General features: G+C 49.8%; 20 protein-coding genes. 13 read left to right on the top strand and 7 right to left on the bottom strand.

The genetic code is table 11. The features are described from left to right. Positions 1-30: 30 nt before the first annotated feature. Positions 31-666, bottom strand: a complete 636-nt coding sequence (locus OGV82_RS16020) for a hypothetical protein (protein WP_127891267.1) — start codon at positions 664-666, stop codon at positions 31-33. Between the two features lie 788 nt (positions 667-1,454). Here OGV82_RS16020 and ldhA point away from each other — a divergent pair. Further along, positions 1,455-2,444, top strand: a complete 990-nt coding sequence (gene ldhA, locus OGV82_RS16015) for a D-lactate dehydrogenase (protein WP_012132304.1) — start codon at positions 1,455-1,457, stop codon at positions 2,442-2,444. Positions 2,445-2,557: 113 nt separating this feature from the next. After that, positions 2,558-2,980, top strand: a complete 423-nt coding sequence (hslJ, locus tag OGV82_RS16010) for a heat shock protein HslJ (RefSeq protein WP_047463583.1) — start codon at positions 2,558-2,560, stop codon at positions 2,978-2,980. Here the strand turns inward: hslJ and OGV82_RS16005 are convergent. After that, positions 2,977-3,243, bottom strand: a complete 267-nt coding sequence (locus OGV82_RS16005) for a putative hemolysin (protein WP_012132302.1) — start codon at positions 3,241-3,243, stop codon at positions 2,977-2,979. The genes hslJ and OGV82_RS16005 overlap by 4 nt on opposite strands. A gap of 275 nt (positions 3,244-3,518) precedes the next feature. Between OGV82_RS16005 and nifJ the strand changes: the two genes are divergently transcribed. From nifJ to ttcA, 5 genes are all read left to right on the top strand, one after another. After that, positions 3,519-7,043, top strand: coding sequence for a pyruvate:ferredoxin (flavodoxin) oxidoreductase (gene nifJ / locus OGV82_RS16000; protein ID WP_047463581.1), 3,525 nt, complete (start codon positions 3,519-3,521; stop codon positions 7,041-7,043). Between the two features lie 364 nt (positions 7,044-7,407). Continuing rightward, positions 7,408-8,544, top strand: a complete 1,137-nt coding sequence (gene ompC / locus OGV82_RS15995; protein WP_047463579.1) for a porin OmpC — start codon at positions 7,408-7,410, stop codon at positions 8,542-8,544. Between the two features lie 141 nt (positions 8,545-8,685). Then, entirely contained in the window at positions 8,686-8,904 is a 219-nt protein-coding gene (locus tag OGV82_RS15990) for a KTSC domain-containing protein (protein ID WP_012132297.1), read from the top strand. Between the two features lie 75 nt (positions 8,905-8,979). Next, entirely contained in the window at positions 8,980-9,414 is a 435-nt protein-coding gene (gene uspF / locus OGV82_RS15985; RefSeq protein ID WP_012132296.1) for a universal stress protein UspF, read from the top strand. A 218-nt stretch (positions 9,415-9,632) separates the two neighbouring features. Beyond that, on the top strand, positions 9,633-10,568 hold the full coding sequence (gene ttcA / locus OGV82_RS15980; protein WP_047463577.1) for a tRNA 2-thiocytidine(32) synthetase TtcA: 936 nt from the start codon (positions 9,633-9,635) through the stop codon (positions 10,566-10,568). A gap of 81 nt (positions 10,569-10,649) precedes the next feature. On the opposite strand, the gene dbpA is transcribed toward ttcA, so the two are convergent. The 3 genes from dbpA to zntB form a co-directional block, all read right to left on the bottom strand. Continuing rightward, positions 10,650-12,023, bottom strand: coding sequence for an ATP-dependent RNA helicase DbpA (gene dbpA, locus OGV82_RS15975; RefSeq protein WP_047463574.1), 1,374 nt, complete (start codon positions 12,021-12,023; stop codon positions 10,650-10,652). A 29-nt stretch (positions 12,024-12,052) separates the two neighbouring features. After that, positions 12,053-12,235 carry a proline-rich small protein YnaL gene (ynaL, locus tag OGV82_RS15970; protein WP_072025335.1) on the bottom strand — a complete coding sequence of 61 codons (183 nt, stop codon included), beginning with the start codon at positions 12,233-12,235 and terminating at the stop codon, positions 12,053-12,055. Positions 12,236-12,510: 275 nt separating this feature from the next. Then, positions 12,511-13,494: a zinc transporter ZntB gene (zntB, locus tag OGV82_RS15965; RefSeq protein ID WP_047463573.1), complete on the bottom strand. Its 984-nt coding sequence runs from the start codon at positions 13,492-13,494 to the stop codon at positions 12,511-12,513. Between the two features lie 538 nt (positions 13,495-14,032). On the opposite strand from zntB, the gene OGV82_RS15960 reads away from it, so the two are divergent. Beyond that, positions 14,033-15,265 carry a sensor domain-containing diguanylate cyclase gene (locus OGV82_RS15960; RefSeq protein WP_012132290.1) on the top strand — a complete coding sequence of 411 codons (1,233 nt, stop codon included), beginning with the start codon at positions 14,033-14,035 and terminating at the stop codon, positions 15,263-15,265. Positions 15,266-15,305: 40 nt separating this feature from the next. On the opposite strand, the gene smrA is transcribed toward OGV82_RS15960, so the two are convergent. Continuing rightward, positions 15,306-15,869 carry a DNA endonuclease SmrA gene (gene smrA / locus OGV82_RS15955; RefSeq protein WP_012132289.1) on the bottom strand — a complete coding sequence of 188 codons (564 nt, stop codon included), beginning with the start codon at positions 15,867-15,869 and terminating at the stop codon, positions 15,306-15,308. Between the two features lie 521 nt (positions 15,870-16,390). On the opposite strand from smrA, the gene ogt reads away from it, so the two are divergent. The 4 genes from ogt to uspE all read left to right on the top strand — a co-directional run bounded on the left by ogt (position 16,391) and on the right by uspE (position 19,774). Continuing rightward, positions 16,391-16,906 carry a methylated-DNA--[protein]-cysteine S-methyltransferase gene (gene ogt, locus OGV82_RS15950; protein WP_012132287.1) on the top strand — a complete coding sequence of 172 codons (516 nt, stop codon included), beginning with the start codon at positions 16,391-16,393 and terminating at the stop codon, positions 16,904-16,906. 194 nt (positions 16,907-17,100) lie between these two features. Then, a complete protein-coding gene (fnr, locus tag OGV82_RS15945) occupies positions 17,101-17,853 on the top strand; it encodes a fumarate/nitrate reduction transcriptional regulator Fnr (protein ID WP_003020397.1) in 753 nt (250 codons plus the stop codon). A gap of 507 nt (positions 17,854-18,360) precedes the next feature. Further along, entirely contained in the window at positions 18,361-18,564 is a 204-nt protein-coding gene (gene ydfZ, locus OGV82_RS15940) for a putative selenium delivery protein YdfZ (protein WP_024130312.1), read from the top strand. Positions 18,565-18,823: 259 nt separating this feature from the next. Further along, positions 18,824-19,774, top strand: a complete 951-nt coding sequence (gene uspE / locus OGV82_RS15935) for a universal stress protein UspE (RefSeq protein ID WP_012132283.1) — start codon at positions 18,824-18,826, stop codon at positions 19,772-19,774. A 56-nt stretch (positions 19,775-19,830) separates the two neighbouring features. Here the strand turns inward: uspE and OGV82_RS15930 are convergent, their stop codons facing one another. Continuing rightward, the gene (locus tag OGV82_RS15930; protein ID WP_012132282.1) at positions 19,831-20,091 is read right to left on the bottom strand and encodes a DUF2534 family protein; all 261 of its coding nucleotides are present in this window, start codon (positions 20,089-20,091) and stop codon (positions 19,831-19,833) included. A 236-nt stretch (positions 20,092-20,327) separates the two neighbouring features. Here OGV82_RS15930 and OGV82_RS15925 point away from each other — a divergent pair, with 236 nt between their 5' ends. Beyond that, positions 20,328-21,359, top strand: coding sequence for a mechanosensitive ion channel family protein (locus tag OGV82_RS15925; protein ID WP_047463570.1), 1,032 nt, complete (start codon positions 20,328-20,330; stop codon positions 21,357-21,359). Positions 21,360-21,400: the final 41 nt, after the last annotated feature.

Genomic DNA, 21,400 nt, shown 5'->3' with positions numbered 1-21,400 from the left:
ACACCCTTAAATTAAAATTAGGAACAATTTTTATCTATTGCAGAAATAAACAGACTCAACCAGAGAACAACCATCTGGAATTCGCCATCTTTTGCGTAGGAAGTTTTCAATCAACCAGACTTGCCTGATTCCAACTTTTAAATTAATTGCTATCATCTCTCGACTGAAGCCAGAAAGTATTAGTGCAAGAACACTTTTAGACAGCTTCGATAACCTCCCGGAAGAAAGTCGCGCATGTGTTATTTCATTAAGTAAAGGTACTGTATCCGTAAGATATGCTGTATCCTGAACAGATTCTTTCCTTAGTAAAACAGGAGGAAGAAAATAAATTACACGCTGTATTGTTTTCTCGTGGTGTTTTACACCGCTTCTCCCTTCAATAGTGAAGTAGTTAAAAAACTCAGCAATGGTCTCATCCACAGGCAAAAAATAGCCATGCTTAAATATCAATGCTGCGCACGGGTAACACTCCCGAACATGCAGCCAGAAACTCAAAAATAAAGACGGCCGCCCATATATTACGACAGTAGCTGAAGGATACCTGTGAAGCTGCTCCAGTAGACTACATGTAGAGCAGGCATTTTCAGTTATTGAAATTGGTTTATTCAATAAGGTTATCTTGCTTACTGTTCCAGGCTTATTCATCGACAGATTCATCGCGTACATTTTTATTCCATTAAAAAGTCGCTACGATACTGCGCGCAGTCATAATAACACCTCCAACTTAACTTCGCCGGATAAGACAGGATTTAACATGCTGTGTTGTTAATAGTATGTATTAAGTTACGGCAATATCACCCCTCCACTCTTGTTTGTATTAAACGTGTTAATAAAAATCACGAGGATTCAAGTTAAAATAACAAAACTAATTTCTTGGTTAAATTATGCTTATTTGGAATCCTTTGACAATCCCTTGATAAACGGGATAACAGGAGCATATCAACGCCTGTTTAAATAAGTGCAAAAAATAAAAGGGAAATTACCGCTGGTCACACCAGACAGGACAATTGGTGAAATTTACAGAAATGTGATAAGCATCACAGCAAATGAAAAAATGCATTAAATTCATCATGGAATGGAGCGATGAGCGGAGCAATTATCAATTTTTGTCAATCAATTGAAGCGATAGGTGATTTCGTATGAAAGTGAGGGTTTGCAGGTTATGTCTGTCGGTTGTTCGACGTTACGAACGTCTATCAGCCTGATTCGCTACAGAAAGGATACGTCAGTCTGTGGAAGAGTAACTGACCCACTGATAAGGCGTGGGTTCAGAATGACCGAAAGGGAAATATGTGTTAAAGAAAGTTGTTTAATTTTAGTATGATAGGTGCCTTAAGAAGAGATGTTCTAAAATTATTCATTATGTCATGGTCACGCCTATCAATTATTTTTTAAATTTTGTAAGATAATTTTAATTGATTCAATGTTATTCCACCATCGCTGGAGAAAGTCTTATGAAACTCGCTGTTTACAGTACAAAGCAGTACGACAAGAAGTACCTGCAACATGTTAACGAGTCCTTTGGTTTTGAACTTGAATTTTTTGACTTTCTGCTGACTGAAAAAACGGCAAAAACCGCCAACGGTTGCGAGGCGGTATGCATCTTCGTTAACGACGACGGCAGCCGCCCGGTTCTGGAAGAGCTGAAAAAGCACGGCGTAAAATACATTGCGCTGCGTTGCGCTGGCTTCAATAACGTCGATCTGGACGCCGCAAAAGAGCTGGGTCTGCAAGTCGTGCGCGTCCCGGCCTATTCTCCTGAAGCCGTCGCCGAACATGCGATTGGTATGATGATGACGCTGAACCGTCGCATTCATCGCGCTTATCAACGTACCCGTGATGCAAACTTTTCACTGGAAGGTCTGACCGGTTTTACCATGCACGGTAAAACGGCTGGCGTGATCGGGACGGGCAAGATCGGCGTCGCCGCGCTGCGTATTCTGAAAGGTTTTGGTATGCGACTGCTGGCGTTTGATCCTTACCCAAGCGCCGCCGCGCTGGAGCTTGGCGTGGAGTATGTCGATCTGCCGACGCTGTTTGCGGAATCTGATGTCATTTCTCTGCATTGCCCGCTGACAGCTGAAAACTACCATTTGCTTAATCATGCCGCGTTCGATCAGATGAAAAACGGGGTAATGGTGATCAACACCAGTCGTGGAGCGTTGATTGATTCGCAGGCGGCAATTGAAGCGCTGAAAAACCAGAAGATTGGTTCACTGGGGATGGACGTCTATGAAAACGAACGCGATCTGTTCTTTGAGGACAAGTCCAACGATGTGATTCAGGATGACGTATTCCGTCGTCTGTCTGCCTGCCATAACGTGCTATTCACCGGGCACCAGGCTTTCCTGACTGCGGAAGCGTTGACCAGCATCTCGGAAACCACTCTGCAAAATCTGGAACAGCTCTCAAAAGGTGAAACCTGCCCGAACGCCCTGTTCTGACCCTTCTGCTCCCCTGCGTTCAGGGGAGCACTTTCAGATAATCCCCGATGATATACCAGGCTATATCATTACAATTATGAATGATTTCCCGTCAGCAAATGTAGAGAGTTTTAATGAAGAAGATCGTCGCACTGGTTGCACTCAGCATGCTTATGGCAGGCTGCGTCAGCAATGGAAAAGTCTCCGTTAACCGTGATCAGCTACAGCATCACCGTTTTGTTCTGGAGAGTGTAAACGGAAAACCAGTCGCTGCGGGTAAGAACGCCCCGGAGTTAAGCTTCGGTGAAAAAATGACGGTTTCCGGCCGCATGTGCAACCGCTTCAGCGGCCAGGGCAAGCTGTCTGATGGCGAGCTGAAAGTCAAAGAAATGGCGATGACGCGTATGATGTGCGCCGACCCGCAGTTAAATGAACTGGATCACACCATTAGCGCGATGCTCAAACAAGGCGCGCAGGTCGACTTAACGGCTAACCAGTTGACGCTGGCGACCGCAGAACAAACGCTGATGTTCCGACTGGCTGATTTAGTGCATTAATAGCTGCCGCAGCTTCCAGCGGCGAGCGACTGTTCACTACAGCGTTTGCCGTTGGGTAATGCACACATGCCAATCGCCGATCCGTCAAGCTGACGGGCAACAGAGAGCGACCCGCCAATCATGGCGCAGTTGGCTTCCCCGGAACTGGACATTGCCGCCTTTAACCCCGGCGCAACATGCGCTGCCGTCGCCTGCTGAACAGGCTCATTACTACAGGCCGACAATAATAACGCGGCACACCCCACTAAAAACGCTGCGCGCATCTCTCTCCCCTCTGAACGTTAGCCAAAACGACACCGCCATAAATAATAGGCAGGCTGCCCTGCGTCGTCGAGAGGCAAACTGCCCATTTATGCGGTTCATTGACATTTTTTAGCAATTTTTTTGCCCTCTCTTTGATCAAATCATTCATTCCCTCTATTCCAGGGACACAAAAGCGAAAATGGTAGAGATCGGGGTTTGCTAAAATAGAGAGATAACTATCAGGGCCCGCCGATGTTTCGCGAGTCCCTCTTTTTGTGCAATGTAAGGGTGTCATATGATCACTATTGACGGTAATGGCGCGGTTGCTTCGGTCGCATTCCGTACCAGCGAAGTTATCGCCATCTACCCAATTACGCCCAGTTCGACAATGGCTGAGCAGGCGGATGCCTGGGCCGGAAACGGGCTTAAGAACGTCTGGGGCGATACCCCTCGCGTCGTAGAAATGCAGTCGGAAGGCGGCGCCATCGCCACCGTTCACGGGGCATTACAGACCGGCGCACTCTCGACCTCATTTACCTCATCTCAGGGCCTGCTGCTGATGATCCCAACGTTGTACAAACTGGCGGGACAGCTCACGCCGTTTGTACTCCACGTCGCCGCACGCACCATTGCTACTCATGCCTTGTCTATTTTTGGCGATCACTCTGATGTGATGGCGGTTCGCCAGACCGGCTGCGCCATGCTGAGCGCCGGTAGCGTTCAGGAAGCGCAGGATTTCGCGCTCATTTCGCAGATTGCCACGCTGAAAAGCCGCGTACCATTTATTCATTTCTTTGATGGTTTCCGTACCTCGCATGAAATCAATAAAATTGTGCCGCTGGCAGATGACACCATTCTGAAACTGATGCCGCAGGCTGAAATTGACGCGCACCGCTCCCGCGCGCTCAATCCTGAACATCCGGTGATTCGCGGCACGTCTGCCAACCCGGATACCTACTTCCAGTCCCGTGAAGCCACGAACCCGTGGTACAACGCGGTTTATGACCACGTTGAACAGGCAATGAATGATTTCGCCGGGGCCACCGGTCGCCAGTACAAGCCGTTTGAATACTATGGCCATCCGCAGGCGGAACGCGTCATTATTCTGATGGGTTCCGCAATCGGCACCTGTGAGGAAGTGGTGGACGAGCTACTGGCGCGCGGCGAAAAAGTGGGCGTACTGAAAGTCCGTCTGTTCCGTCCGTTCTCAGCAAAACATTTATTACAGGCGCTGCCGGAAACCGTACGTACCGTCGCCGTACTGGATCGCACCAAAGAGCCTGGTGCACAGGCCGAACCATTGTATCTGGATGTGATGACCTCGCTGGCGGAGGCATTCAACAGCGGCGAGAGAGAAACCTTACCGCGGGTGATCGGCGGGCGCTATGGTCTCTCCTCAAAAGAGTTTGGCCCCGATTGCGTGCTGGCTGTTTTCAACGAACTGGCGAGCGCCAGACCCAAATCCCGCTTCACGGTTGGCATCTATGATGATGTCACTAATCTGTCTCTGCCCCTGCCGGAAAACACCCTGCCCGGTACAGCGAAGCTGGAAGCGCTATTTTACGGTCTGGGCAGCGACGGCAGCGTTTCTGCAACCAAAAACAACATCAAGATTATTGGTAACTCCACGCCGTGGTATGCACAGGGTTACTTTGTCTATGACTCGAAGAAAGCTGGCGGGCTGACGGTCTCTCACCTGCGCGTCAGCGAGCAGCCGATTCGTTCCGCTTATCTGGTGGCGCAGGCTGATTTTGTCGGCTGCCACCAGTTGCAGTTTATTGATAAATATCAGATGGCAGAACGTCTGAAACCAGGCGGTATTTTCCTGCTCAATACGCCGTACAACGCAGATGAAGTCTGGGCACGTCTGCCGCAGGAAGTTCAGGCGGTGCTGAACCAGAAAAAAGCGCGGTTCTTTGTGATTAACGCGGCTAAAATCGCCCGCGAATGCGGACTGGCGGCACGTATTAATACCGTGATGCAGATGGCCTTCTTCCACCTGACGCAGATTCTGCCTGGTGATAGCGCGCTGGCGGAATTACAGGGAGCGATAGCGAAAAGCTACAGCAGTAAAGGCCAGGAGCTGGTTGAGCGTAACTGGCAGGCGCTGGCGCTGGCGCGCGAATCGGTAACAGAAGTTCCGTTGCAGGCGGTGGACCCGCACAGCGCAAATCGTCCTCCGGTGGTGTCTGACGCAGCGCCCGATTTCGTTAAAACGGTTACAGCCGCCATGCTCGCCGGGCTTGGTGACGCCCTGCCCGTTTCGGCGTTGCCGCCAGACGGCACCTGGCCGATGGGGACGACCCGTTGGGAAAAACGCAACATCGCCGAAGAGATCCCTATCTGGAAAGAAGAGCTGTGTACCCAGTGTAACCACTGTGTCGCCGCCTGCCCGCACTCGGCGATCCGCGCTAAAGTGGTTTCGCCGGAAGCAATGGAGAACGCCCCGGCCAGTCTGCACTCGCTGGATGTGAAATCACGCGATATGCGTGGTCAGAAATACGTATTGCAGGTGGCGCCGGAAGACTGCACGGGTTGTAACCTTTGTGTTGAAGTTTGCCCGGCGAAAGACCGCCAGAACCCTGAAATCAAGGCCATCAACATGATGTCCCGCCTTGAGCATGTCGAAGAAGAAAAAGTGAATTATGACTTCTTCCTCAATCTGCCGGAAATCGACAAGAGCAAGCTGGAGCGTATTGATATTCGCACCTCTCAGTTGATCACGCCGCTGTTCGAATACTCCGGCGCCTGCTCCGGTTGTGGTGAAACGCCGTATATCAAGCTGCTGACCCAGCTGTATGGCGACCGCATGTTAATTGCCAACGCGACCGGCTGTTCTTCTATTTATGGCGGTAATCTGCCTTCAACGCCTTACACCACCGATGCCAACGGTCGCGGCCCCGCATGGGCGAACTCGCTGTTTGAAGATAACGCCGAATTCGGTCTGGGCTTTCGCCTGACGGTTGATCAACATCGCGTGCGCGTCATGCGTCTGCTGGAACAGTTCGCCGATCGCATCCCAACGGATTTAAACGACGCATTGCACGCCGACGCGACGCCGGAAGTTCGTCGTGAACAGGTCGCCGCATTACGCCAGCATCTGAAAGATGTCGACGGCGCGCATGAACTGTTAACCGATGCCGATGCGCTGATTGAGAAATCAATCTGGCTGATTGGCGGTGACGGCTGGGCCTACGATATTGGCTTTGGCGGTCTGGATCATGTGCTGAGCCTGACCGAGAACGTCAATATTCTGGTTCTGGACACGCAGTGTTATTCCAATACCGGCGGGCAGGCGTCGAAGGCGACGCCGCTTGGCGCGGTCACGAAGTTTGGCGAACACGGCAAGCGCAAAGCGCGTAAGGATCTGGGGGTGAGCATGATGATGTACGGTCATGTGTATGTCGCGCAGATCTCGCTGGGCGCGCAGTTAAATCAGACGGTAAAAGCAATCCAGGAAGCGGAAGCGTATCCGGGGCCATCGCTGATCATTGCGTACAGCCCATGTGAAGAACACGGCTACGATCTGGCGCTGAGCCACGATCAGATGCGTCAGTTAACGGCTACCGGCTTCTGGCCGCTGTACCGCTTTGACCCGCGTCGCGCCGATGAGGGTAAACTGCCGCTGGCGCTGGACTCCCGTCCACCGTCAGACGCGCTGGCAGAGACGCTGCTCAACGAGCAACGCTTCCGCCGTCTGAATGCACAGCAGCCAGACGTTGCTGAACAGCTCTGGAAGGATGCGACGGCGGATCTGCAAAAACGCTATGACTTCCTTGCTCAACTGGCAGGTAAAGCGGAAAAGAGCGGTGCTGAATAATACGGCTGTTTGAGTATTCGTCAGAACGAAAAAAAGCCCGAACCAAGGTTCGGGCTTGTCAATTCATTCGCTGGAAGATCAGTACTTATCGCAATGGCCCAACGAAAAAAGCAAAATGTGACAATAAAGGCATATAACCCGCGCAGAATATCGCAACAAAATTAAATTGTATAATTTTTATTTTATATGTTTTATTAAAAAACATTCATGTCAATTATCATCATTTCTGTAGAATTATTTAATTAAGATTTTACTTAAGACGTAACAATTCATATTTATCTCTTTACGGAACTTCTCCTTTAGCATGATTTCACTTCCCTTATGGGGAGTCACAGGTAAATAAAAAAACTAAAGGGTTATTTCAATGAAAAGAAAAGTACTGGCTCTCGTAATCCCTGCCCTGTTAGCCGCAGGCGCGGCCCACGCCGCTGAAGTTTATAATAAAGACGGCAATAAATTAGATCTCTATGGCAAAGTAGACGGTCTGCATTATTTCTCTGATGACGCAAATTCTGACGGCGATCAAACATACATGCGTATGGGTTTCAAAGGTGAAACTCAGGTTAACGATATGATCACGGGTTACGGCCAGTGGGAATATCAGGTTCAGGCTAACGGTACCGAAGGTGATAAAGGTGACTCCTGGACTCGTCTGGCATTCGCAGGTATTAAAGTCGGTGACTATGGTTCATTCGACTACGGCCGTAACTACGGCGTACTGTACGACGTGGAAGGCTGGACCGATATGCTGCCAGAATTCGGCGGCGACTCTTATACCAAAGCAGACAACTTCATGACCGGCCGTGCTAACGGCGTAGCAACCTACCGTAATACCGACTTCTTCGGTCTGGTGGATGGTCTGAGCTTTGCGCTGCAATATCAGGGGGCGAATGAAAACCAATCCGGCAGCGAAGACACGTATTCCCAGGAGGGGACAAACAACGGCGGCGACCGTAACGTGAAAAACTCCAACGGCGACGGCTTCGGTATCTCTTCAACTTACGATCTGGGTATGGGCGTAAGCTTCGGTGCGGCATATACCACTTCCGACCGAACGAATCAGCAAGCAAATCACTCTACTGCTGGCGGTGATAAAGCAGATGCGTGGACTGCTGGCCTGAAATATGACGCTAACAACATCTATCTGGCGACCATGTATTCTGAAACCCGTAATATGACTCCTTACGGTGGCTCAAACGGCAGTGATAACACCATTGCCAACAAAACCCAGAACTTTGAAGTTACAGCGCAGTACCAGTTCGACTTCGGTCTGCGTCCTGCCGTATCTTTCCTGATGTCTAAAGGTAAGGATCTGGCCGGCGGTGAAGATAAAGACCTGGTTAAATATGCTGACGTAGGCGCGACCTACTACTTCAACAAAAACTTCTCCACTTATGTTGATTACAAAATCAACCTGCTGGATGAAGATGACAGCTTCTACACTCGCAACGATATGTCTACCGACGACGTCGTTGCTCTGGGTATGGTTTACCAGTTCTAAGTCCGTCAGCCCGCTGGCAACGGCGGGCTTTTCTCATAACAACAGTGTTTTATCTATACTAAAACAATATATTTGTTGCGCTAAAACTCTCCATTGATAGATGATATATTGCATAAAGATCTGCTGTAGAGGACGCCGGCAATGAACCATCATCCCGTTAAATCATCCCGTATTGCATCCGTCGGCTATGACGAAACCTCCAGCACGCTGGAAATTCGTTTTCATCGAACCGGTACTCTGCAATATCTCGGCGTCCCGTCGCGTATTTTTCGTGATTTTCTTGTCGTGGTTTCTAAAGGCCGCTTTTATGACGGCGTGATCAAAGGGAAATTTCCAGAGCAGAAACCAAACTCACGCTAAAATGTGACTCCTGTCATTGTACATAAAGTGCCATTAAGGGTTAAACTTTAATCGGATACTTAAACAGGAGGTTTTATGAGCAGAACGATTCTTGTGCCCATCGATATTTCAGATTCAGAATTAACTCAACGCGTTATCACCCATGTTGAAGCCGAGGCAAAAATAGATGACGCAGAGGTCCATTTCCTGACCGTTATTCCGTCACTGCCCTATTACGCCTCTTTAGGCCTGGCCTACTCAGCAGAGTTACCGGCTATGGACGATCTGAAAGCCGAAGCAAAATCTCAACTGGAAGAGATTATCAAGAAGTTCAGTATTCCTGCCGACAGAGTACAGATTCATATCGCGGAAGGTTCTCCGAAAGATAAAATTCTGGAAATGGCTAAAAAATTACCGGCAGACATGGTGATTATTGCTTCTCACCGCCCGGACATCACCACGTATCTGCTGGGCTCCAACGCCGCAGCGGTCGTACGCCATGCCGAATGTTCCGTCCTGGTGGTTCGCTAAACGCATCAGCCCGCACGCCGTTGCGGGCTTTTCATATCCACTTTTCAACCCTGCACGCTTACCTGCAACCTGAGGTATAACGGGTATAAATGTGCTGACATTCTTCTCGCCAATCCGTACCATACACGCCACAGTTTTTATATCAGATTTCTTTTGCCGGTCTTTCCGGCGTGATGCATACTTTTCTGATGCCACACAATGAATTGAGCCTCTATTAAATGTCGCAAAATCAAGATATTAGCAAGAAAGAACAGTACAACCTGAACAAATTACAAAAACGTCTGCGTCGTAACGTGGGCGAAGCGATTGCTGACTTCAATATGATCGAAGAAGGCGATCGCATCATGGTGTGCCTTTCCGGCGGGAAAGACAGCTATACCATGCTGGAAATTCTGCGTAATTTGCAGCAAAGCGCGCCCGTCAACTTTTCTCTGGTCGCCGTTAACCTTGACCAGAAGCAACCGGGTTTTCCCGAACACATTCTGCCGGAATATCTCGAGAAACTGGGCGTAGAGTATAAGATCGTTGAAGAAAACACCTATGGGATCGTTAAAGAGAAAATTCCTGAAGGCAAAACGACCTGCTCTCTGTGCTCCCGACTGCGCCGCGGTATTCTCTACCGCACCGCAACAGAACTGGGTGCAACCAAAATTGCGTTAGGCCACCACCGCGACGATATCCTGCAAACGTTATTCCTGAACATGTTCTACGGCGGGAAAATGAAAGGGATGCCGCCGAAGCTGATGAGCGATGATGGCAAACACATCGTTATCCGCCCGCTGGCCTACTGCCGCGAGAAAGATATTGAGCGTTTTTCAGAAGCCAAAGCGTTCCCTATTATTCCGTGCAACCTGTGCGGGTCGCAGCCAAACCTGCAACGCCAGGTCATCGCCGACATGCTGCGCGACTGGGATAAGCGTTATCCAGGGCGTATTGAAACCATGTTCAGCGCGATGCAGAACGTGGTGCCTTCTCATCTGAGCGATATTAATCTTTTTGATTTCAAAGGCATTAATCATGATTCCGACGTAGTAGACGGTGGTGATTTAGCCTTTGACCGCGAAGAGATCCCTCTGCAACCCGCAGGCTGGCAGCCAGAGGAAGACGATAACCAACTGGATGAACTGCGTCTGAACGTCGTGGAAGTGAAGTAATTTCTGACTCAGCCGGATGGCGACGTAAACATCTTATCCGGCCTACGATGCGCATAAGCACCTGTAGGCCGGAACGGGCATTTATTTCAATAAACGAACCCGACAGTTCTTCCCTTTTATCTTTCCGTTCTGCAATTGCTTCCAGGCTTTCTGCGCCACAGGCTGGCGAACCGCCACATAAACATGGGCCGGATGTACGGTAATTTTGCCAATATCAGCGCCATCCAGACCAATATCTCCCGTTAATGCTCCCAGCACGTCGCCCGGGCGCATTTTTGCTTTTTTACCGCCATCAATGCACAGCGTCGCCATTTCAGCTTCCAGCGGTGCAACCGGAACGTTGCCCAGCGGCGTCAGCCAGTTCAGTTTAAGCTGCAACATTTCAGACAGGATATTGGCGCGCTGCGCCTCTTCCGGCGCGCAAAAACTGATCGCCAGACCGCTGTTGCCTGCACGGGCGGTACGACCAATACGGTGTACGTGAACCTCCGGGTCCCACGCCAGCTCGAAGTTTACGACCAGCTCCAGCGACTTGATATCCAGCCCACGCGCGGCGACGTCCGTCGCTACCAGTACGCGCGCGCTGCCGTTTGCAAAACGAACCAGCGTCTGGTCACGATCGCGCTGCTCAAGGTCGCCATGCAGCGATAATGCGCTCTGCCCAACAGAATTAAGCGCATCACAAACCGCCTGACAATCTTTTTTGGTATTACAGAAAACAACGCATGACGCAGGCTGATGCTGGCTCAGCAGCTTTTGCAGCAGCGGGATTTTCCCCTGCGAAGATGTTTCAAAAAACTGCTGCTCGATAGATGGCAGCGCATCCACCGAATCAATTTCAATCGTCAGTGGATTTTGCTGAACCCGACCGCTGATCGCCGCGATGGCCTCAGGCCAGGTGGCGGAAAACAGCAGAGTCTGACGGCGTGACGGCGCAAAGCGAATCACCTCGTCAATAGCGTCGCTAAAGCCCATATCCAGCATCCTGTCGGCTTCATCCATCACCAGCGTTTGCAGGGCATCCAGAGAAACGGTGCCTTTTTGCAGATGGTCAAGCAGGCGACCCGGCGTCGCGACAATAATATGCGGCGCATGCTGGAGAGAGTCTCGCTGCGCGCCGAAAGGTTGCCCGCCGCACAACGTCAGGATTTTGGTATTAGGCAGAAAACGCGCCAGACGACGCAGCTCCCCTGCCACCTGATCGGCCAGTTCGCGCGTAGGACAAAGCACCAGCGACTGGGTCTGAAACAGACTGGCATCAATATGCTGTAAAAGCCCGAGACCAAATGCAGCCGTTTTTCCGCTGCCGGTTTTTGCCTGCACGCGTACATCTTTTCCGGCCAGGATCGCCGGTAACGCAGCGGCCTGGACAGGCGTCATCTCAAGATAACCCAACTCGTTAAGATTCTCGAGTTGGGCGGCAGGCAGGACATTCAGAGTAGAAAAAGCGGTCACAATTTAATCTCGCGGTAAAAGACACACAGTCAGCAGGCGCGTATCCTCGCAGATCTCCGCTCTTGATGCGACAATTTAATCGGTTCTTCATCCGGCGGCGGGTCTGGCATAGGTTGTGGGCGCGGGATAGGATCGGGAATCGGCACCGGATCGGTTGGTACGGAATCCGACTGGCGCGTTTGCATTTGCAACAACGTGAACAGGCTGGTCATATTACCCTCCGGTTATACAGATTGACTCTTTTAGGGTAGACGCTGATATCCCGCAGGCAAAAAAAAGCCGACTAATCTAAGTCGGCGTCGTACGAATCAATTGTGCTATGCAGTAATTCAAAAAAGGAAGTAAGACAATATGGAGCGCAACGCCCATCGCTTGACGTTGCATTCACCTGCGAGAGAGATATTGCCCCGAATGGGTAGATTGTTTATTGACTTCGCTCAAATTATGCGGCGTTTTTCTGCTCAAAGGACGATGAAAAGCGTTGTTGTTACAACCATTTACTACGATGCAACCATAAGGTAACACCACCAATCAGGACAACTAACAGAATACAGAACATAGAAAATCCAAAATGCCATGCGCCGCCCGGAATTCCCCCGAGATTCACGCCGAACAATCCGGTTAAAAATGTGCTGGGCAGAAAGACCATCGCCATCAGCGACATCGTATAGGTTCTGCGCGCTAAGGACTCCTGCATGACTTGCGCGATCTCATCGGCCATCACGCCCGTGCGCGCAATACACGCGTCGATCTCATCCAGCCCCCTTCCCAGACGATCCGCGATATCCTGCATTCGACGCCGCTGATCATCATTCATCCAGGCCAGACGCTCGCTTGCCAGTCGCGCATAAACATCACGCTGAGGCGCCATGTATCGACGCATCACAATCAGTTGCTTACGCAGTAACGCCAGGAATCCACGCGGCGGGATCTGCTGATCGAGCAGATTGTCTTCCAGGTCGATAATTTTATCGTGTAATTGCTCGATAAATTCGCTGGCGTGATCCGTCAGGGCGTCACACACGTCGACCAGCCAGCCGCCGCAATCGGACGGGCCCGTCCCTTCCTGCAAGTCGCTAACCACCTCATCAAGCGCCAGAACTTTTCGCTGTCGCGTTGAGACGATAAAACGTTCATCCATATATACACGCATCGCCACTAGCTGATCAGGACGTTCATCGGTACTGCCGTTGATGCAGCGTAAGGTGATCAGCGTGCCATCCCCCATCCGACTGACGCGTGGGCGAGAACTCTCGCCAGCCAGCGCATCGCGTACAGGATTCGGTAACAAAGGCGTCGACGCCAGCCACTGCGCGCTGTCAGGGTGGGTGTAATTGAGATGCAACCAGCAGGGATGCTGGCTGTCGATAATATCGTCATTTTCAAGCGGTTTAATGCCGCCGCGACCATCCAGTAGCCAGGCAAAAACGGCATCCGGCACATTGACTTCCGATCCCTTGATGGCTTCCACAACGCCTCCACATTCACTCAACGCTTTTTCGTTAGTCTAGCCTTCGGCGTATGTTAAGCAATACCTCATTATCCCATTACGCTGAAATGATTCAGAAAAGTACGATATGGCTGGAAAGGCGCCGGCATCACCGGCGCAAATGTATTGCGGCGAGACAATATGGAGTGTTCAACGGATGATAATTTACTTAATCGAAATTTATGAATTTTAGTCTGTAGATCGATAACCTTGCGTTGCATCATCAGCTTTAATATGTCGTACGGGAAAGGGTTAACCTCTTTCAGAATGATTAGCCTGAGTAATGTTTATATAAGTCACCATCAACCTTTCTTCCTTTTTACTCGTTCACACTTATATCGACCATTGAAAAAAAACTTATCATTCGTGGATTTGTCCAGGTTCCCTGCTAGATTTATCTGCACGTCTATTGTTGTCTCCCGATTTGTGAAAAAACGCTCCATATCACTGTAAGCTGTTAATAAAAAAGCCATTCACCAATAAACCGGCAACACAGCATGTGAAGATAACGGGATTATCGATGATTGCTCACGAACTCAATGCTCTGGATTTATTAAGTTTTCCTGTCTGGATTGTTTTACCACACACAGAAGAGTTAGTTTTCGCTAATACCGCCGCACGCGAACTGACACAGGAACAGACTTTCAGCCGTCTCAGAAAGGGGATATTTTCAACTTATGCGCAAAATGAGCTGCGCATGTACGTTGCTGATTTACACCACCATCACGATATTGTTGAAATTCTGACGGTCTGTCGTGATGGTAAAGAAATCGCCTTAACCTGCCGCCTCTCGGTTAAAACCCTGTCGACGCAGGGAGACGTTATTATTTTTGAAGGCATAGAGACACCCACGGCACAAGGTCTCAAGGCCAGCCGTTCGGCAAACTATCAGCGTAAAAAACAAGGGTTTTACGCCCGTTTTTTCCTGACGAACTCCGCGCCGATGCTGTTGATAGACCCTTCGCGGGACGGTCTGATCGTCGATGCCAATCTGGCCGCACTCAATTTCTATGGCTACAGCCATGAAGCGATGTGCCAGAAACATACATGGGAAATCAACGTATTAGGCCGCCAGATCTTACCCGTTATGCATGAGATTGCCCGTCTGCCCGGCGGTCATAAGCCCTTAAACTTCGTCCACAAACTCTCTGACGGCACCACCCGGCACGTACAAACCTATGCGGGTCCCCTTGAGATTTACGGCGATAAACTCATGTTATGCATCATTCATGACATTACCGAGCAAAAACGGCTGGAGCAGGAACTGGAACGCGCTGCGCTGCATGATGCGCTGACCGGCTTACTGAACCGCAGGCAATTTTATCTTCTTACTGAGCAAAACCATACGCCCCATCTGTCGATGACAATGGATTACAGCCTGCTGCTAATCGATACCGATCGCTTCAAAAGCATTAACGATTTGTACGGTCATTTGAAAGGCGATGAAGTGCTGTGCGCTCTGGCGCGAACGCTGGAAGCTCGCGCACGTAAAGGCGACCTGGTCTTTCGCTGGGGCGGTGAAGAATTTGTCTTGCTGCTGCCGCGAACCTCGCTGGAGGTTGCGCTTAATCTTGCAGAATCAATACGCGCCGCCGTGGCGAAAGTCTGTATTCCTGGCCTGCCCCGTTTTACCGTCAGCATCGGCGTCGCACGGCACGAATCGAATGAAAGTATTGATGAATTATTTAAGCGGGTGGACGATGCCCTGTACAAAGCCAAAAACGACGGCAGAAATCGGGTGCTGGCGGCGTAATAAACGTCACAGGCTGCCCGTAAGTAGCCTGTGAACGCCCTTAACGGCTGCGTTTCGCGTGGCGCTCCCAGTTTTCCTGCTTTGCCTGCGCCGTTTTACGCAACGCAACATAACACGCTCCGCTGCCGCCATGATGAGGCAGCGCCGTACAGTAAGCCTGAACGTCGTCAAATTCCGTCAGCCAACGCGCCACATAACTGCGCACAATATTGGCATGCGCGTTATCTTCCCGCCCTTTGCCATGAATGATCAGCACGTTGCGTAAACCATCCTGACGCGCCTGGCAGATGAAGCTAAACAGCATCTTGCGACATTCCTCAACCGGCTGACGAAGCAAATTGAGACTCGCCTGCTGGCTGTATTTTCCCGAACGCAGTTTGTCGAGCACGCCCTGCTGCAACCCTTCCCGGCGAAATTCCAGCGGTTCGCCCAAAGGAAGAATATCCAGAAACCCGGTGGTAAGAAAATTATCGAGCTGGAGCGTATCGATACGCTGCGGCGCCCGTGAATTGCGTGTGGGCTGCCAGTGTACATCAGCGCAACGTTTCAACGGTTGGACATCCTCCATGGCGTCAAGAAACAGCGTTTTGTCGTCAAGGTTCATGATTCCTCCTCCAGCGCGTTAAGACAGGCACTATCATAACCGCGCGCTATTATACCGACAACGGTTTACAGTTATTTCCAATAAACGACACTGGCTCAATTATCTGGCTATGCGCATCTCACTATTTCATCCCCGGTAAAGCCACGTTTTATCCTGCGTTAACCGACAATTTCAGCGGGGCTTTTGTAAAATCAATTATGCCCTGAAAGTGGAATATCTCTTTTATAGCCGTTATAACTTTATTACCCGCTGAGGGAAAACCAGGCCGGGAAAAGGTTAAGGAAGCACTGCTGTGTAGATTTTAGGGGCTGGCGGATGTCGACAGTCCCTGTTTTTTATTCTCCTGCCGTGCTTCATTTTTTCAGCATCTTTATTTGTTCGCTTTTTCAACAAACAATGACGCTAAACGTATTATGCCCGCTTATCTTTTTAGGGGTATGGTTGCGGATATTGGTCGCATGGTATCTTGTTGACCTGCTGATGAGTCCGGGAATTATCCCGCCTGCAATGAGAGATAACGGATGCTGAGATTACTTGAAGACAATATCGCGACCCCGCTGGGGCCGTTATGGGTGATTTGCGATGAGCAATTCCGCCTGCGCGCCGTCGAATGGGAGCAACACAGCGACCGTATGGAACAGCTACTGGACATACATTATCGTTCAGAGGGATACGAGCGCATCGCCGCCAAAAATCCGGGTGGCCTGAGCGATAAGCTCACCGCGTATTTTGAGGGAAATCTCAGCATCATTGATACGCTGGAGACCGCCACCGGGGGAACGCCTTTTCAGCGGGAAGTGTGGCAGGCGCTGCGCACCATCCCCTGCGGTCAGGTTATGCATTATGGTCAACTTGCCGAAAAATTAGGCCGTCCGGGAGCCGCTCGCGCCGTAGGCGCCGCTAACGGATCTAACCCGGTCAGTATCGTTGTACCCTGCCATCGCGTAATCGGGCGCAACGGGACAATGACGGGATATGCTGGCGGCGTGCAAAGAAAAGAGTGGTTATTACGCCATGAAGGGTATCTGCTGCTGTAGAAACCAGGCATTTTGTGCCTTACCCGTCACACTTTGATGCAAAGTAACCACTTATAAAGCATGGATTTTCAAAGGGATATAAATATTTCTCCTGCTTATGCCTGAATTATCCTCTATTGGGGGTAGCTCAGGCTTACGTGCTCACCAAAAAGATGTTAAAATTGACAAATATCAATTACGGCTTGAGCAGACCTATGATCCCGGAAAAGCGAATTATACGGCGCATTCAGTCTGGCGGTTGTGCTATCCATTGCCAGGATTGCAGTATCAGCCAGCTTTGCATCCCGTTCACACTTAACGAACATGAGCTTGATCAGCTTGATAATATCATCGAGCGTAAAAAGCCTATTCAGAAAGGGCAAACGCTGTTTAAAGCAGGTGATGAACTGAAATCGCTCTATGCTATCCGCTCCGGTACGATTAAAAGCTACACCATTACCGAGCAGGGCGACGAGCAGATCACTGGTTTTCATTTAGCGGGCGACCTGGTCGGCTTTGACGCGATTGGCAGCGGGCACCACCCGAGCTTTGCCCAGGCGCTGGAAACCTCAATGGTATGTGAAATCCCGTTTGAGACTCTGGACGATCTCTCCGGTAAGATGCCTAACCTACGTCAACAGATGATGCGTCTGATGAGCGGCGAGATCAAAGGCGATCAGGATATGATCCTGTTGCTGTCGAAGAAAAATGCGGAAGAACGTCTGGCAGCCTTTATCTACAATCTGTCCCGTCGTTTTGCCCAGCGCGGTTTCTCTCCGCGTGAATTCCGCCTGACGATGACCCGTGGCGATATCGGTAACTACCTTGGCTTAACGGTCGAAACGATCAGCCGTCTGCTGGGGCGTTTCCAGAAAAGCGGTATGCTGGCGGTGAAAGGTAAATACATCACCATCGAAAACAGCGATGCGCTCGCAGTGCTTGCTGGTCATACTCGCAACGTTGCTTAATCTTTCCGCAAATAAGTCAGTTATCCTTCTGTTAAATCATTAAATTTTCCTGATTTATTGGTTTGACAGAAGGAATCACACCACGTCAATAAGCTAAAGAAATCTCAAACACGTAGCCATCACTCCAGTTGGACACCACTGGCATGGTTTGCGCCCCGCCTGGCCGTTTTCGGATTAACCACATTGATTCATCATGCCGGAAAAGTACAATCCGCAGCGGCTGGCAACCGTTCGATATTCGCACTATCGAACGATCGCCAGCTGGCCGCAGTTGCGTTCTTGCATACGACGCAACTGCGGCAACCCTAACACCTTGTCATTTACAATGATTATTGATTTAACTCCCCCCGAAAACAGCGGTTTGGTGGGTATAGAAAAAGTGTGACCTTGATCAAAAACAAAAAAAGATTATGGCAAAGGTGTATTTATATTACGTTCGCTTCTGGACTGCGGCCCGGATTGTTAAGCGGATTTTTTGATACCCAGATATTAAGAGGAGAAATAACCATGATCACTTATGATCGTAACCATAATCCTATTACTAATGGCAGTCGGGTTATGATTAATGGGACGGGCAGAACGGGTAAAATCGTTGCCATACATTCTAACGGGTTAACTCCAGCCCAGTTACGCCGCAACAAAACCGTCGAAGTGGAAGGCTGTGAAGGCCAGTTCGAACCCGTTGAACTGATCCGTCTTGGTTCCCACTAACGATAAGAATGCCGCTATGGCGGCATTCATGAATCAAACAGATTTAATTACAGACTCTACTAAGCCGCTATTTACCCCAGGTATGCCCCGGAAGTCTGATTTTACTGATAGAAATTGTTTACATTCAATACACTGCCCTATAGAACAGCAAATTTTCCTGATTTATTGATCTGGCAGAAGGTTCCCCCCTGTTTCATTCAACATATATGGGTTACTCTTTTAATTACAAACTGCGGTGACAGTTGTAAGGAGACCCTGTATGGCTATGTATCAAAATATGCTGGTGGTCATCGACCCAAACCAGGACGATCAACCCGCATTACGACGCGCTGTTTATTTGCATCAACGGATTGGTGGCAAAATTAAAGCCTTTTTGCCGATCTATGATTTTTCTTATGAAATGACTACCCTGCTCTCGCCTGATGAGCGTACCGCGATGCGTCAGGGCGTCATCAGCCAGCGAACAGCCTGGATACGCGAACAAGCGAAATACTACATCGAAGCAGGAGTTCCCGTTGAGATAAAAGTGGTCTGGCACAACCGTCCCTTTGAAGCCATTATCCAGGAAGTGATCAGCGACGATCACGATCTGGTGCTCAAAATGGCGCACCAGCATGACCGCCTGGAAGCGGTAATCTTTACGCCGACTGACTGGCATTTGTTACGTAAATGCCCAAGCCCGGTATGGATGGTCAAGGACCAACCGTGGCCTGAAGGCGGTAAAGCGCTGGTGGCCGTGAACCTGGCAAGCGAAGAACCTTATCACAATGCGCTGAATGAAAAGCTGGTCAAAGAAACGCTGCAACTCGCAGAACAGGTGAACCACACCGAAGTCCATCTGGTTGGCGCCTACCCCGTGACGCCCATCAATATCGCAATCGAACTGCCTGAATTTGATCCGAGCGTTTACAACGACGCGATTCGCGGTCAGCATTTGCTGGCGATGAAGGCGCTACGTCAGAAATTCAGCATTGATGAGAAAGTGACGCATGTTGAAAAAGGGTTGCCTGAAGAGGTTATCCCGGATTTAGCCGAGCACCTACAGGCGGGTATCGTTGTACTGGGTACGGTTGGTCGTACCGGGATATCTGCGGCCTTCCTGGGCAATACGGCGGAACAGGTTATCGACCATTTGCGCTGCGATCTGCTTGTCATTAAACCCGATCAGTATCAGACACCAGTCGAACTGGACGACGAAGAAGACGATTAAGCCTATTTTCGTGCCGGGTAGCGCTTATGCCTACCCGGCGAAGCCGCTCACTCACGTTACTGTTTGTCCTCACCACCGAGGAAATAGATCCCCAGCGGAATGGCCAGCAGAATGGTGAAAACCAGACTGTAGACGCAAATCATCGATGACTGGATGAAATACATCGAGGTTGTCCACTCGGACAACGGAATATCATACTGTTCGATCACGCCGCCGATAGTCGCCCGCGTAACCACTGATGCCGCAATAATAAACACCGCCAGCAGGCCCAACAGAAATTTCTTCCCCTTTGCTGTCTTCAGCTTTGTCATGATCATGGTATCGTCCTTTTGCAGATGAAAGCTCTGTTACTTGCGCGTAACAATACCATGACAATCCCTCGTTGTCTGCCACACAAGTCGTGACATAATATTCACATCGCGCGTCCCTGTCTGAAAATGCGCTACGTCTTATTCTTTTTGATCAATGACCAGCGCATTCGAAGCGGATAAAATATCTGCACCTCAGAATCTTTTAGCGTTATATCAACCATACGGGGTAGTGACAGACCAAAATGATTGCAGAATTTTTTTTCAAAAACGCGTTTAATCTGGCAATAATTTTTGGCAGTGGCGCCGCCTTACTTCTGATGAGTATTGTGTTTCGTCGTGGCGAGAAAAGAAGAAAAGGATTTATATTTCATGCCGTACAGTTCTTCGTTTATGCCCTTATCATCGGCACGCTGGGCAGTATCGCCAATAATGTTATTGAAAACTACGATCTGAAATTCATCTCTCCAAATGCCGTCGATTTTATCTGCACATCTCTGATTGCGCTGATTCTGACAATAAAACTGTTTTTACTCATCAACCGCTTTGAAAAATCACAGATCGGTAAAGGCAGAGACGTCACCAGTGCGAAGATCCTGTCTCGCATTATAAAGATCACTATTATTATCGCCATCGTTTTACTCTATGGCGAACACTTTGGCATGAGTCTGTCCGGGTTGCTGACTTTTGGCGGTATTGGCGGCATCGCTGTTGGGATGGCGGGTAAGGACATTCTGAGCAACTTTTTCTCGGGGATTATGCTCTATTTTGATCGCCCCTTTAGCATTGGCGACTGGGTCCGTTCCCCGGACAGAAATATTGAAGGCACCGTGACTGAAATCGGCTGGCGAATGACCAAAATTAACACCTTCGACCACCGCCCTTTATATGTGCCGAATTCGATTTTCTCCGCCATTAGCGTGGAGAATCCCGGCAGGATGACCAACCGACGCATTAAAACGGTGATCGGGTTACGTTATCAGGATGCCAGTAAAACAGGTGTTATTGTTGATGCGGTCAGAACGATGCTGCAAAACCACCCTGATATCGATCAGCGCCAGACGCTGCTGGTCTATTTCAATGAATTCGGCGAATCATCGCTGAATATCATGGTCTATTGCTTTAGCAAAACCACCGAATGGGAAGCCTGGCTTGCGGTTCAGCAGGATGTTTATCTGAAGATTATCGACATTGTTCAGGCGAACGGCGCAGATTTTGCGTTTCCAAGCCAGACGCTTTATCTGGATAACGCCGCGTCACCGCAATCCGAAAATTAAAAAAGACGCGGTATTCCGCGTCTTTTCGCTCACTGCTGCAT

Source organism: Citrobacter sp. CK191, assembly GCF_030333435.1.
Classification (GTDB): domain Bacteria; phylum Pseudomonadota; class Gammaproteobacteria; order Enterobacterales; family Enterobacteriaceae; genus Citrobacter_B; species Citrobacter_B koseri.
Note: the sequence above shows the minus strand (reverse complement) of the source record. Positions and strands in the feature narration are given on the sequence as shown.

What these genes read in the sequence shown, in the direction of transcription:
- ompC (WP_047463579.1), top strand. Translation starts at nt 7,408, where the DNA reads ATGAAAAGAAAAGTACTGGCTCTCGTAATCCCTGCCCTGTTAGCCGCA.
- OGV82_RS16005 (WP_012132302.1), bottom strand. Translation starts at nt 3,243, where the DNA reads ATGCGCGCAGCGTTTTTAGTGGGGTGTGCCGCGTTATTATTGTCGGCC.
- ogt (WP_012132287.1), top strand. Translation starts at nt 16,391, where the DNA reads ATGCTGAGATTACTTGAAGACAATATCGCGACCCCGCTGGGGCCGTTA.
- OGV82_RS15990 (WP_012132297.1), top strand. Translation starts at nt 8,686, where the DNA reads ATGAACCATCATCCCGTTAAATCATCCCGTATTGCATCCGTCGGCTAT.
- OGV82_RS15930 (WP_012132282.1), bottom strand. Translation starts at nt 20,091, where the DNA reads ATGATCATGACAAAGCTGAAGACAGCAAAGGGGAAGAAATTTCTGTTG.
- ttcA (WP_047463577.1), top strand. Translation starts at nt 9,633, where the DNA reads ATGTCGCAAAATCAAGATATTAGCAAGAAAGAACAGTACAACCTGAAC.
- nifJ (WP_047463581.1), top strand. Translation starts at nt 3,519, where the DNA reads ATGATCACTATTGACGGTAATGGCGCGGTTGCTTCGGTCGCATTCCGT.
- hslJ (WP_047463583.1), top strand. Translation starts at nt 2,558, where the DNA reads ATGAAGAAGATCGTCGCACTGGTTGCACTCAGCATGCTTATGGCAGGC.
- ynaL (WP_072025335.1), bottom strand. Translation starts at nt 12,235, where the DNA reads ATGACCAGCCTGTTCACGTTGTTGCAAATGCAAACGCGCCAGTCGGAT.
- uspE (WP_012132283.1), top strand. Translation starts at nt 18,824, where the DNA reads ATGGCTATGTATCAAAATATGCTGGTGGTCATCGACCCAAACCAGGAC.
- ldhA (WP_012132304.1), top strand. Translation starts at nt 1,455, where the DNA reads ATGAAACTCGCTGTTTACAGTACAAAGCAGTACGACAAGAAGTACCTG.
- OGV82_RS15925 (WP_047463570.1), top strand. Translation starts at nt 20,328, where the DNA reads ATGATTGCAGAATTTTTTTTCAAAAACGCGTTTAATCTGGCAATAATT.
- fnr (WP_003020397.1), top strand. Translation starts at nt 17,101, where the DNA reads ATGATCCCGGAAAAGCGAATTATACGGCGCATTCAGTCTGGCGGTTGT.
- OGV82_RS15960 (WP_012132290.1), top strand. Translation starts at nt 14,033, where the DNA reads ATGATTGCTCACGAACTCAATGCTCTGGATTTATTAAGTTTTCCTGTC.
- uspF (WP_012132296.1), top strand. Translation starts at nt 8,980, where the DNA reads ATGAGCAGAACGATTCTTGTGCCCATCGATATTTCAGATTCAGAATTA.
- OGV82_RS16020 (WP_127891267.1), bottom strand. Translation starts at nt 666, where the DNA reads ATGTACGCGATGAATCTGTCGATGAATAAGCCTGGAACAGTAAGCAAG.
- ydfZ (WP_024130312.1), top strand. Translation starts at nt 18,361, where the DNA reads ATGATCACTTATGATCGTAACCATAATCCTATTACTAATGGCAGTCGG.
- smrA (WP_012132289.1), bottom strand. Translation starts at nt 15,869, where the DNA reads ATGAACCTTGACGACAAAACGCTGTTTCTTGACGCCATGGAGGATGTC.